Genomic DNA, 12,369 nt, shown 5'->3' with positions numbered 1-12,369 from the left:
TCGAAATCAATTTTTGCTTCCAGTCATATGAGCGGTCTCATTTGGGTCAAATGCTAAAGGGACTTTTGTGATTTTACTTGTTGTTTCATCAAGTGCGACAAGATCACTTTTGTTCACATCATGAACATTTGTTTTCCCTAAACCTTTGACAGCGACCTGTATTTCTTCCGAAAATGACGTTAAAAAATTAGATAAATAATATGCTGCCTCCTCTTTATTAAATTGATCCGCCATTCTTCCCCTATAAAAGGCCAATACCGTCGGTGGCTCAAATGGTATTGTTTTTACGACCTGTGTATGCGTCATTGCCCATAAAGCAGCAGTTCCTATATAAACAGCGTCTGCTCCAAGCGCCAAAGCCTTCAATGCATCCCCGGGAGTATTGATTCCGCCGCCAATCAATAAGCTCACTTTTCCTTTCATTTCTCTTTTTGTTATATAGTGGACAGCCCTAGTCAATGCATAAATCGTCGGCAATCCGAAATCATCTTGTATGATCGGCGCCGATCCTTTTGTACCTGCCTGACCGCCATCAATCGAAATAAAATCCACACCTGCCAAAAGTCCGTATTCAATATCTTCTTCAAGCCTGTTGCTTGCACAAATTTTGATTCCGATCGGGACTCCTCCAGTGAGTTGTTTTAATTCTTTTACAACCTTTCTTAAATCGTTCGGACTGTTCCATTCATTGAATCTTCTTGGAATAACTGCGGTCTCATCCGGTTTTAAACCTAATATATCACGGGCTTTTCCTTGCAAAAATTCAGGTGAAATTCTTGCCGGGACAGCAGCTGAAGCTCCTTGCCCAATATGGATTTCCACAGCATCTGCCTGTTTTAATACATCTGCATTTTTCCCCCAATTCGCAGTGTGGTATTGAACGATCAAATGCTTTGCACGTTCACGTTCCTCTTGCAAAAATCCCCCTTCACCGATGTTACAGGCTGTTCCGACAACGGCTGTTCCCCAGGCTTGGGCAATTCGAACTTGTTCGCTTACGCCAAGACCATATGCCATCCCGCCAAGCAAAACAGGCATATCAATTGTGAGAGGTTTTTTGGCCAAGGGACCAATAACCGTTTTCATTTCCACTTTTGCGTCCTCTTTTGCAGGAAAAATTGCAAGTTGAGCGGGTGAAAAAACAAGTCCGTCAAAGTTAAGAAATTTTCGCGGGCTACCAAACGGACGGTCAATAATTTTCCCTTCTGCAGCCCTCAAGCTGTTCTCAACGACAATCCTTGGACTTATCCGCGTAAAGGCACTGACCATTTCCCATACATTTTCCATATAGGGATCACCCATGAGAATTTTCGTAAACGATGAAGCAGCTCTTTTAATAAGAGGGCGAATAGTTAATAACACGATCGCATATGTCAGCAAGGGACTTAATAATAATGCACCTATTACCAAAAATTCATTCATCCTTCATCGATCCTTTTGAATAAGGTTGTAGATGCTTTCTTTTTTGCCATTTGCCGCGAATGGCTATGATCACCAGCAATATACAAGGAATAATAATTAAAATCGGCAGCTCAATGAACAATGGAAGCTTTTCCTTAAAAAGCTCTTTTTTTTCAATCTCATTTTCCACACTTACAATTGCAATGACAAAAATCAAGATTGCTGCAGGCAGTATAAAAGGCTGGTGCTTTTGTTTTTTAAACAGCTCCGCCATCCCTACAACTCCTGCATAAAAAAAAATATTTAATTTTACGAAAAGGCCGATAAACAAAGTTAAAATGACAATCGGATCCATTCTCTGAAAAAAGTCGCCGACATTGATTTTTTGTGCTGTATCAAGCAAAGGGAGATCGGCTAATTCCGTTCCGTACACCCCAAGCACTGCAATAGTTAATGCAAAAGTCCATGAAACGGCCAAACCGCTGAATAAAACCGATAACGTTCCAATTCGCACACCGTTCTGAGGTTTGTTTAAGTATGGAAGTATCATGAAAAAGACAACCATTTCGCTATAAGAAATGATAGACGGAAACACCGCTTTGATTAAAGGAAATAAGCCATCTTCTAAAATTGGCAAAAGATGTATTGGATCAACAATTCCGGAGGCAAACACTAAAAAATTTCCCATTATCCCTAGAGTGATCATGATAAAGAAAAGCAGCTGGGCAACTCTTGCGAACACTTCAATTCCTAAAAAGCATGAATAAGAAATAAGTAAAACTCCCATCAATAAAACCACTTCAATAGGCGTTTCAGGCAAAAGATATTTAATCATGTTATCCCCAGTATCCCGCAATATAAAGCCGGCGATTAAGATAAAATAAAAATTATATATGATTGAAAGCACTGTACCAACAATTTTCCCTGTGTTTTCCAAAAATATTCCTGTCAAGGTGAGGTTTGGAAAACGATTATAAATTGGACCGTAAATCAATAAAATAAGGAGAATGTTAATTCCGGAAACAACTAACACGGCGATCCAATTATTTTGCTTTACTTCCAATCCTAGCCCTGTGACAATCAGACTTCCAAATTGAAACAAAAACATAAATGAAAACATCTGTAACCCATCGATTTTTGCTTTTTCCATATAAAATTCCTTCCATTTCCCTGCTCTCAATCCTCCATCTTGTGAAGCGGAGGATTGTTGATCGTGCCTGTTCTTCGAATTTTGACATCAACAGTAGTTTTTATTGGAAGTTCAGTGAACGTTTCCTTCCAATGTTTTTTTATTTTTTTCCAATTTTTATAATCGTCCCGATACAATGATTTTCCAAAACCGAAAGCATCGACTCGGTAATTTTGCTGAACATTCGAAAGAACTTTTTCAACTTCTTGTTTTATTTTTTCTTCCGTCTTTTTTTCTATCTTCCTTATCGTTTTTGTATTTGTTATTGTGAGATGCTTGCATTGTACATCCGCTACATTTCCTTGAGCCTCGATATGAACTTCACCAACGGGATTGCCTTTATGCATTTTTGTTTTTAGCTGACTTTTTGCAGAAAAAATGTCAATGCTTATCTTTCCGTCATTCTTGCATGAAATTTCTTCGATCGTTCGATGTACTTTGCCGATAATATAATGAAGTGCTCTGCTCTGTTGTTCATCCAGCCAGCCTATTAATCGGTCTTGGTGAAACAAAGCGATTCCTTTAAATTTTAATTTTGCTTCAGGGTCAATTTGTTCATAATTGGCTTTCGTTTCACCGACTTGCTGATTGCCTTCTACTGATATTCCTGTCAGTTTCACTTCGATCCCTTCGCTGCTTAAATCCGATAACAATTGATCAAGAGTTACAGATATTGTCGGCGCCCATTGCTTATCTGATAATTCAAGAGAATTAAAAAGCTGGTTCGCCGGGATATCTTCTAACGCTGTTAAAACTTTTAAAATATCCCCTGCCTTGGCATCCTTTGCAACAGTTATATAAAAATCTGTTCTCATTTCATGATCGCGTGACAAAAGATCAAGCACCTCCCCAATTCCCTCTTTTGCTAATTCCTCACCGATTACTAAAATCCGCAAATGAGAAGAGTAAATTCTCCTTGGAACAGCAGTGGTCATTCGCCGTATAGCTTCAATGATGGTGTGACCTTTCTCTTGATAAGTCATAACAGGAGTTTTATCCCCTTTACTCATCAGCATGGCAATTTGACCAGGGTTTACTATTTGCGAGGTCACCACATACTGGTCTCCTTCTTTATCGATCCCTAAACCCACTTGAATGGCAATCGTGTTTAATTCTCTTCGGTTCCAGCAGCCGGATAACAACAACAAAACAACAGCAAATAAAAGCATCTTTTTGAATTTCATTTTTGCTTAACTCCAGCATTTTTATTTCTTGTTAATATTTGCATTTTTCGTTTTTTTATTCTTAATGCAAGAAAAATTTGCACAAAAAAAAGACGCCAATGCGTCCATGTTCATGATCGATTTTTAATGAGCTGTCGTTATTTCAATTTGATTTCCGGAAGGATCAATTGTGTATATTTTTCCATCTTTTTCAGTTATACGTGCATTTATTTCTTTTAATCTCTTGATCACCTGATCTTTTTCTTCCTTATTCGGCAAAATGATTGTGAACCATTTAAGCCCGACACTATTCTCAGGAGGCTTTGGAGCCCCTATACCGTTCCAAGTATTTAACGCAATATGGTGATGGTATTTGCCGCTAGAAATAAATAATGCATGAGATCCATATTTTGATGTCATTTGAAAACCGAGGCCTTTACAATAAAATTGTTCTGCTTCATCTAAATAGGCAACATGCAAATGAACATGACCAATAATGGTTGCTTCAGGCATCCCTTGCCAGCCCTCTGAATCTCTTTCAGAAAATAAATCGTTTATATCTAACGGAATCGTGTCCATCACAACTTGATTTTGATTCCATTCCCAATTCGCCGACTTTCGATCAGCATAAATTTCAATGCCGTTTCCATCCGGGTCTGCCAAATAGACCGCTTCACTGACCAAATGATCGGAAGCACCCTGCAGCGGATAGTTCATTTGAATGAGATGATAAAGGGCATTAGCTAAATCTTTCCTTCCCGGCAATAAAATGGCAAAATGATATAACCCTGTCGTCCGAACTTGTTTTCTTATTACATTATCCGGTTGTTCGACAATCAATAGCGGCTTCTTTCCATCAGCAGAAAAAACGACTTTATTTTCCTTTTGCTCTAATATTTTAAACCCCAATAAATTGTGGTAAAACGCAATAGATCTCTTAAGATCCTCCACTTTGATCGATACTCCCCCGATATATTTATTGGGCGAACGATGAAATGCAAGCTCCATGTATTATCCAATCCCTTCTACAAGATTCTTTAGCTTTTGACAGGCAGTTTAATCTCAAATTTCGTTCCTTTGCCTTTTTTACTTGTCACGTTGATTTCTCCTTGATGCAGGAGCACTAACTGCTTCACAATTGAGAGTCCTAACCCGAATTCCCCGTATTTATTGTTTGTTCTTGACAGATCTGCTTTGTAAAATCTCTGCCAAATGTTTTCAATTTCTTTTTCGTCCATTCCGATCCCGGTATCTTCGATTTCAATGATTGTTTCCTTATATCCAGGTTTCCCCCGCAAAAATATTTTTCCGTTTTGTGTAAACTGAATGCTATTTTTAACAATATTGATCAAAATTTGAATGAGGCGATCATAATCAGCATAAATGATTTCATTTTCATCCGCTTCAATGATCATAATGTTATTTTTCTCCTCAGCTTGTGAAAGAAGCTGTTCCTTCACAATTTCAAACACATCAATTAACTGTATAGGTTCTATATTTAGCTTTACTTGATTCGACCGAATTTTTTCATAGTCCAAATTTTCATTAACTAGCCGAATCAGCCTTTTTGCCTCTTGGCTTACTAATTGAATGCCTCTTTCTTTTTCTTCTTCAGGAATCATATCGCTTTTTAATCCTTCAATGACACCGCTGATCGTTGTAAGCGGAGTTTTCAACTCATGAGAAACATCTGCAATAAACTGTCTCCTTCTTTTTTCAAGCCTGCTTATTTCCTCCTGAGAAGCTTTAAGCTTTTTTACCATTTCATTAAAGTCGCTTGCCAGCTCACCAATTTCATCGATTTTGGAGGCATTCACCTGGACGTCATAGTTTCCAGATGACACCATTGACGTTGCTTCACGAATCCTCTGAATTCTCCGAACATGCAGCTTCGATAAAAGACCGCTTAGCAAAAATGAAACCGTCAACGAAATTAAAATTGTATAAAATAAAAACTGATTAATGTCGCTGATGGTCTCTCTTGAACCGCTTATCGGCGAAACTAGGAGAACTCCTCCCATCAGCTCCCCGTTCACGATGAATGGCAAAGAAACGAAGGATACCGCCTGATCAAACCGTTTTAAATCTTGCTTGACCACGACAATTTTGCCATCCTCCAAACTCTCCCATTCTTTTTCTGACATTGTGAACCGCGGGAAAAAGCCAGCTTCCGGATAAAAAATTTCGCCTTGTTGATTAAACACACTGAACATAATATTTCGTGTCCTCAGCACCTGCCGGTATTGATCCAAAATCCGGTTTCCGCCCCAATTATCGCGGCTATAATCATGTAAAATGTTTTGGCCGTAGGCAATCAATTCTTCTACTTTATTTTGATAAACATAGTTTTCAACATATTTTGCAAAGGAAAAGCTCAAAATCAAGAATGCAATGACTAAAACTCCTATATGGCTAATAAGCAGCTGATACATATATTTAAGTTTCATCGTGCTTCACCGATTCGTCGAATTTATATCCCACCCCCCAAACCGTGTGAAGGAAGTTTTGCGCTTCAGGCCCGAGCTTCTTTCTCAGCCTTTTCATGTGGACATCAACCGTTCTTTCATCCCCGTAAAATTGATACCCCCATATACTTTCCAGCAACTGCTCTCTCGTAAATACTTGGCGCGGATGTGTGAGAAAATGATAAAGGAGGTCAAACTCTTTTGGAGTTAGGTTATTAATCGATTGTCCTTTAAAATACGCTTCTCTTGCATCTTTGTCCACTTTAAAGTGTTTGGTTGTCACAATGTTTTTTTGACGAGGTTCTTGCTTGTTATATCTTCTCGCCACTGCCTTTATTCTCGCCATTAGTGCAATCGGGCTAAACGGTTTCGTGACATAATCATCGGCTCCCATTTCAAGTCCGATCACTTGATCGGATTCACTGTCTTTAGCGGTCAGCATGATGATCGGAACGGAGTGTTCTTCTTCTCTTAATTTTCTGCAAAGCGTGACTCCATCCATTCCGGGAAGCATCCAATCGATGATGAGCAAGTCCCAATTGCCACTCTTAGCGGATTGGTAGCCTTCAAGTCCATCATGGACAAATTCCCCTTCAATCCCTTCCTTTATAAAAAACATATTTAGCATCGAACAGACGCTTTCATTATCTTCGATCACTAAAATTTTCATTTCTCTTCCTCCCGCTAAAACAACTCTTATTTTCAAGATAAACGAGCCGGTAATCAGAATCAACCGCCGCAGCCTCTGTTCCGATAAATTAATTTTTCCATAACAGTTTGTCATAATTTGTTCATCTGTTTTAGATAAGCTTACTCATGAAAAACAGCAACGGAGGGAGAGGATAAATGAATTTTTTAAAGGCGCTGTTGAGCATATCGTCCAAAAGGCAAAAGCCTTTAAAATTATCATTTTTCCCATCATATATGTGTACTTGTCCTTTCAAAGACTTGGCGACGTACGATCCGGCCATTGCAACCATTGCATATGCGGCATTTTCAACTAAAAGCTGAACCTGAAAAATGGGGTTTCAGCCTAATCATAAAAAACAAAACCCAAGAATGTTGTTATATCTACATTCTTGGGCCTTTTATTTGGAAACATATGATACGAAAATGGTCTTTTTTCAGACAGCCCCTTCATTTACAAGGCTTATAAATGCATCCGGAACATCTGTGATAATGGCAGACACATTGGCCTCCTTCAAGGGGATATAGTCTTTTACATGATTGACAGTGTAAACCCTTAAACGGCATCCTTCATTGACAGCTTCTTTTCCATATTTACTTAAGGCAAAAGATTTTTGGCAATGGATGTCCGCATGAATGGCTTTCGCTTTCTCAACGGCATTTCTTTTGATGCCTTGTATTAGAAAAGCTAAAGAAATGTTCTCGTCTAAACTTCGAACCTTTTCCAAACTTTCGTAGCAAAATGATGAAATAATAATGCGATCCTGCAAAGAATAGCGATAAACCTCATGCAATACATTTTCCTCTAAATTCAAATAGCGAAACAGACTGTTTTTCAGTTCGATGTTTACCGTTATCGGATCGCCGATTGACGAAATAAACCGCAAAACTTCTCCCAATCTCGGAACCATTTCGTTTGAAAAATCCGGGTGAAACCAGCTTCCTGCATCAAATCGGCTTAGTTCTTGATACGTATAATCTTTCACAAAACCTGTCCCGTTTGTCGTTCTGTCCACTCGCTCATCATGAATCACTACAACTTCACCATCTTTTGTCATCTGCACGTCCAATTCGATGCCCTCCACTTTTAATTCGGCTGCTGCACGGAAAGCAGCCATCGTGTTTTCAGGATATTTGCCGCTAAACCCGCGATGAGCATAAATATGCATCGTTTCACCCATTTTCATCTCTCCTTAAAACTACAAATCTATAAAACATTTCGCGCTGCATGTTAATTTTCCTGTTTTTTGTTTGCAACTTCCAACGCACGATCCACTTCTTGGGCGGCCCGGTCAAGAGCCTGTTTCGGATCCATGCCTTGATAAATGTTTTCCATTGCGGTTACAATCTTTTGCCGCGCTTCAGGAAATACGGAAATAAGCGCACCTTGAGTAGCGGCCGTTGGCTTTGTATCATGAAGCTGGTCAACCGTCACTTTTAATTGCGGATATTTTTCCCATTCTTGTTTCACAATATCTTCTTCATACGCTTTTGGATTGATTGCAAAATAACCAGATTCTACATGCCATTTTGCTTGTACTTCCGGTGTTGTTAAATATTTCATAAATTCCCATGCCGCTTTTTGTGTTTCTTCCTCTATGCCCGCTGACATCCAAATAGATGCCCCGCCAATAATGACGCCTTGTCTTTCAACATTATCCGGCACCGGCAAATATGAAACGCCAACATCAAATGGGGCGTTGTCTACAATTGCTTTCACGCCGGCGGAGGAATCCAAATACATGGCGATTTTGCCTGACTGAAAGGCGGCGCGGATATCATCCCAGTTTGTTCCAACATTATAATATGTACCTTCTTTGTACATGTCGGCTATCAATTCAAAAACTCTTAAACCTTCTTCACTATTAAAAACCGCTTTCTGTGCATTGCCCTCGCGTCCGTTTTCTTGGTCAACGAAATGCCCGCCTTGAACTGCTAAAAGCTCCTCAAAAAACCAGCCGTAATTTAAAATGGAAAAGCCGTAGCGTTCTTGGCCTTTCGTCAATTTTTTGGCTGCGTCTTTCAACTCGCTGTATGTCATTGGCGGCTTTTCTGGATCCAAACCGGCTTCTTTAAAGACATCTTTATTGTAAATCAATACGGGGGTTGAAGAATTAAACGGCATCGAATATTGCACTCCGCCAACCGAATAATAGTTTGAAATGTTTTTTTCCCATTGGGAAGTATCATAATTCTCCTCATCAATGAATTTTTGCACCGGTTGTATTTTTCCGCTATCGATCATATACTTCGTCCCCACTTCAAAAATTTGCATTATGGCAGGGGCATCTTTCGTACCTGCGACAGTATTAAACTTTGTCAGCGCTTCTTCATATGAACCTTGAAAAATCGGCTTTACTTCAATATTCTCCTGCTTTTTATTAAATTCGTCCACGATTTCATTGAGAACAGGCTCTAATTCACCACCCATCGCATGCCAAAAAATTACTTCCGTTTTTTCTCCATCGGACTGATTTTGCTTTTCCCCATTTGCTTCAGAACTGGATGGTTGGTTGGAACTTGAACATGCACTTAAAAAAAGCAGTAGGCAAAAGAAAAGCAGCATCATTGGTTTTTTCATAATTGGACAACCTCCTTATTTAATTGCGCCCTGTGTCAACCCGCTTTGCAACCTTTTTTGTCCAGCAAACAGCAGAATTAACGTCGGCAAAATAACGATGACCACAGCTGCCATAACCACCCCCCATTCAGTAGAAATTTCTTGCGACTGCATTTGCTTCAGACCAATTTGCACCGTTCGGACCGAATCATTGTTTGTCACAAGAAGCGGCCACAAATACATATTCCAAGCCGTTAAAAAGCTGTAAATCCCTAAGGTTACTAAACTAGTTTTGGAAACCGGAAGAACGACGCTCCAAAAAAAACGAAAACGGGAAATGCCGGCCACCAGTGACGCTTCATACAATTCGATTGGAATCGTTTTGAAATGCTGCCGAAGCAAAAATGTCCCAAATGCGAGAGCAAAAAATGGAACGGTCAAACCTGTATATGTATTAAGCCACCCCAATTTTTGCACGGTCATAAAATTCGGAACCATCGTTGCTTCCCATGGAATCATCATCGTGGAGATAAAAAGGAAAAACAGAAAATCTCTTCCACGAAACGTCAAAAAAGCAAAAGCAAACGCAGCTAAACTTGACACAACTAATTGGCCCACCATGATCGCCAGCGAAACGATAAAGCTGTTCCACAAATAACGCAGAAGCGGCACTCGTTCAAAAGCGGACATGTAATTATCAAATGTAAAAGATTGCGGTATAATGCGTCCTCCTAAAACTTCTCTTCCTTCCATAAAGCTGATCATAAATGCATAAAAGATCGGAAAAACCATAACCGCCGCTGACATGATCAAAAGGATGTATAAAATGATGGTTTTGGCCGTTCTCATTGGTAATGCACCTTCTTCTCGCCAATCTTAAATTGCAGCAATGTGACTAGCAAAATGGCAAAGAACAACAGCACCGCCTGAGCACTTGCAGAGCCGATATTATGATTTATAAAAGCATCTTTGTAAATGGAATAAACAATCACATTGGTTGTTTCAATCGGTCCGCCTTTTGTTAACATATCGATCTGCCCAAAGGTTTGGAACGCATTGATCAGCGAAACCGTAATGATGAAAAACAAAGTGGGCGACAACAGCGGAAGAGTAATCTTCCTTAATTGATAAAAATAGCCGACACCAGCAATTTTGGCATACTCGTATAATTGTTGATCGATGTTTTGCAGGCCTCCCAGCAGCACAAGAAAAGCAAAACCGGTATTCATCCAAATCGTTGCTGCCGAAACGGCCAACAGCGCATATTTCGGATCCAGCAGCCATTGCGTTTCAGAAAGCCCAAAAACTTGAACAATTTGATTGAATAGGCCGATCGCCGGGTTATACATAAACATCCAGATGACAGAAGACGCTGCGACACTCATCCCCATTGTCGAAGAGAAAATTGTTCGGAAAAAACCGATCCCCTTTAACTTTTCGTTTGCAATAATTGCTAAAAACAGAGCGAGCAAAATGCCCGCAGGCACCGTATAAAGAACAAATAAGACGGTAGCTTTTATACTATTTTGAAAGCTTGGCGACTGGAATAAATAAGTGAAATTTTCGAACCCGACAAAACGGATCGGCTCTCCTTGTCCATCGGTCAAAAACAAGCTCAAATAGATTGTTCTAGCCATCGGATAAAACAAAAAAATGAAAAACAGCACGAGCGAGGGTGACAAATAAAGTGCTCCTTGGACAAACATCGGCAATGTCCGCCGCCCTTTTTCTTTTTCTTCAACCTTTACCGGCAGCTCTGTCTCAGCTTTCATAGCAGTATCTCCTCCTCCAAAGAAAATGAACTTTTTTCTTGTGGAGATGAATATAATCGTTGGCCATTTTTTGCACTAAAAAGAAAAATGTCTTGTTCATTGACAATAATTGGTATTTTCTTGCCAATTGGTATGTTCCATTGCCCATTCCAACGAGCCACCCACTGAACATTTGCCATTTGAAAGGAAATAAAAGTTTCAGTACCTAATATTTCACTATTGACTGTTGTGACCACTAGGGCATTTTCTCCGTTTCGAGCCAATCGGATCGCTTCAGGCCGAATACCGATCAGCAAATCTTTTTCTTTTACAGTTTTGCTCACTTTTTCAGAAATGGCAAAGGCTCGCCCATCTTCAAAAATCAGCACATTCCCTTCAAACTTCACCTTCGCAAGATTCATCGGGGGAGAACCGATAAAGGAGGCGACAAATGTGTTGGCAGGCCGATTATAAATATCAAGCGGCCTTCCGATTTGCTGGATTTCCCCCTTATTTAAAACCATCATGCGGTCGGCCATGGTCATGGCTTCGATTTGGTCGTGTGTAACATAAATCATCGTAATGCCTAATTGCCGCTGGATTTGCCGTATTTCCGAACGCATTTTTGCTCTTAGCTTCGCATCAAGGTTTGACAAAGGTTCATCCATTAAACAAATTGAAGATTGCGTGACAATCGCTCTCGCTAAAGCAACACGCTGCCTCTGTCCCCCGGAAAGTTCGCGAGGTTTGCGGTCTAATAATTCCGTCAAACCAAGCATTTCAGCCGCTTCTTGGCATCTTCTTTTTTGTTCTTGCTTGCTGATTTTCTTTGTATGCAAGCCGAAGCGAATGTTTTTTTCGACAGTTAAATGGGGAAACAGCGCATAGTTTTGAAACACCATTGAAATGTCACGTTCATGAGGAAGCAAATGATTGGCCTTTCTCCCCTCTATCCAAATTTCACCTTCGGATATATTTTCTAATCCTGCAATCATCCTTAACATCGTGCTTTTCCCACAACCGGAAGGCCCTACAAGAACAAAAAATTCTCCGGTTTCGATTGACACAGAGATCTCGTGAATGACGTAGTGATGGCCGTCGTATGATTTTGAAACATTGAGTAAATCCACTTTTTTCATTTCGGAATCTCCTT

General features: G+C 39.9%; 11 protein-coding genes. All 11 read right to left on the bottom strand.

Translation table 11 applies throughout. From position 1 onward, the window contains the following. Positions 1–6 precede the first annotated feature (6 nt). On the bottom strand, positions 7–1,422 hold the full coding sequence (locus NSQ44_RS01590; RefSeq protein ID WP_340854598.1) for an FMN-binding glutamate synthase family protein: 1,416 nt from the start codon (positions 1,420–1,422) through the stop codon (positions 7–9). After that, on the bottom strand, positions 1,415–2,551 hold the full coding sequence (locus tag NSQ44_RS01585) for a GerAB/ArcD/ProY family transporter (RefSeq protein ID WP_340854596.1): 1,137 nt from the start codon (positions 2,549–2,551) through the stop codon (positions 1,415–1,417). The genes NSQ44_RS01590 and NSQ44_RS01585 overlap by 8 nt, the downstream gene beginning before the upstream one ends. A gap of 26 nt (positions 2,552–2,577) precedes the next feature. Continuing rightward, positions 2,578–3,774, bottom strand: a complete 1,197-nt coding sequence (locus tag NSQ44_RS01580) for a Ger(x)C family spore germination protein (RefSeq protein ID WP_066247093.1) — start codon at positions 3,772–3,774, stop codon at positions 2,578–2,580. A gap of 123 nt (positions 3,775–3,897) precedes the next feature. Beyond that, positions 3,898–4,761: a VOC family protein gene (locus NSQ44_RS01575; protein WP_340854594.1), complete on the bottom strand. Its 864-nt coding sequence runs from the start codon at positions 4,759–4,761 to the stop codon at positions 3,898–3,900. Positions 4,762–4,790: 29 nt separating this feature from the next. After that, complete coding sequence (locus tag NSQ44_RS01570; RefSeq protein ID WP_063388213.1) at positions 4,791–6,200, bottom strand: sensor histidine kinase; 1,410 nt, start codon at positions 6,198–6,200, stop codon at positions 4,791–4,793. Continuing rightward, on the bottom strand, positions 6,190–6,888 hold the full coding sequence (locus tag NSQ44_RS01565; RefSeq protein WP_063388212.1) for a response regulator transcription factor: 699 nt from the start codon (positions 6,886–6,888) through the stop codon (positions 6,190–6,192). The genes NSQ44_RS01570 and NSQ44_RS01565 overlap by 11 nt, the downstream gene beginning before the upstream one ends. Positions 6,889–7,342: 454 nt before the next feature. Then, positions 7,343–8,086, bottom strand: coding sequence for a glycerophosphodiester phosphodiesterase (locus NSQ44_RS01560; RefSeq protein WP_198318557.1), 744 nt, complete (start codon positions 8,084–8,086; stop codon positions 7,343–7,345). Positions 8,087–8,136: 50 nt separating this feature from the next. Further along, a complete protein-coding gene (locus tag NSQ44_RS01555) occupies positions 8,137–9,486 on the bottom strand; it encodes an ABC transporter substrate-binding protein (protein WP_339210874.1) in 1,350 nt (449 codons plus the stop codon). Between the two features lie 15 nt (positions 9,487–9,501). Beyond that, positions 9,502–10,314 (bottom strand): carbohydrate ABC transporter permease, encoded by an 813-nt coding sequence (locus tag NSQ44_RS01550; RefSeq protein WP_094244980.1) that lies wholly within the window; start codon positions 10,312–10,314, stop codon positions 9,502–9,504. Then, complete coding sequence (locus NSQ44_RS01545; RefSeq protein WP_094244979.1) at positions 10,311–11,237, bottom strand: carbohydrate ABC transporter permease; 927 nt, start codon at positions 11,235–11,237, stop codon at positions 10,311–10,313. The genes NSQ44_RS01550 and NSQ44_RS01545 overlap by 4 nt, the downstream gene beginning before the upstream one ends. After that, on the bottom strand, positions 11,234–12,355 hold the full coding sequence (locus tag NSQ44_RS01540) for an ABC transporter ATP-binding protein (protein ID WP_340854590.1): 1,122 nt from the start codon (positions 12,353–12,355) through the stop codon (positions 11,234–11,236). The genes NSQ44_RS01545 and NSQ44_RS01540 overlap by 4 nt, the downstream gene beginning before the upstream one ends. Between the last annotated feature and the right edge of the window lie 14 nt (positions 12,356–12,369).

The organism is Aeribacillus sp. FSL M8-0254 (assembly GCF_038008845.1).
GTDB lineage: Bacteria > Bacillota > Bacilli > Bacillales > Aeribacillaceae > Aeribacillus > Aeribacillus composti.
Note: the sequence above shows the minus strand (reverse complement) of the source record. Positions and strands in the feature narration are given on the sequence as shown.

What these genes read in the sequence shown, in the direction of transcription:
- NSQ44_RS01575 (WP_340854594.1), bottom strand. Translation starts at nt 4,761, where the DNA reads ATGGAGCTTGCATTTCATCGTTCGCCCAATAAATATATCGGGGGAGTA.
- NSQ44_RS01565 (WP_063388212.1), bottom strand. Translation starts at nt 6,888, where the DNA reads ATGAAAATTTTAGTGATCGAAGATAATGAAAGCGTCTGTTCGATGCTA.
- NSQ44_RS01550 (WP_094244980.1), bottom strand. Translation starts at nt 10,314, where the DNA reads ATGAGAACGGCCAAAACCATCATTTTATACATCCTTTTGATCATGTCA.
- NSQ44_RS01560 (WP_198318557.1), bottom strand. Translation starts at nt 8,086, where the DNA reads ATGGGTGAAACGATGCATATTTATGCTCATCGCGGGTTTAGCGGCAAA.
- NSQ44_RS01540 (WP_340854590.1), bottom strand. Translation starts at nt 12,355, where the DNA reads ATGAAAAAAGTGGATTTACTCAATGTTTCAAAATCATACGACGGCCAT.
- NSQ44_RS01585 (WP_340854596.1), bottom strand. Translation starts at nt 2,551, where the DNA reads ATGGAAAAAGCAAAAATCGATGGGTTACAGATGTTTTCATTTATGTTT.
- NSQ44_RS01570 (WP_063388213.1), bottom strand. Translation starts at nt 6,200, where the DNA reads ATGAAACTTAAATATATGTATCAGCTGCTTATTAGCCATATAGGAGTT.
- NSQ44_RS01555 (WP_339210874.1), bottom strand. Translation starts at nt 9,486, where the DNA reads ATGAAAAAACCAATGATGCTGCTTTTCTTTTGCCTACTGCTTTTTTTA.
- NSQ44_RS01580 (WP_066247093.1), bottom strand. Translation starts at nt 3,774, where the DNA reads ATGAAATTCAAAAAGATGCTTTTATTTGCTGTTGTTTTGTTGTTGTTA.
- NSQ44_RS01545 (WP_094244979.1), bottom strand. Translation starts at nt 11,237, where the DNA reads ATGAAAGCTGAGACAGAGCTGCCGGTAAAGGTTGAAGAAAAAGAAAAA.
- NSQ44_RS01590 (WP_340854598.1), bottom strand. Translation starts at nt 1,422, where the DNA reads ATGAATGAATTTTTGGTAATAGGTGCATTATTATTAAGTCCCTTGCTG.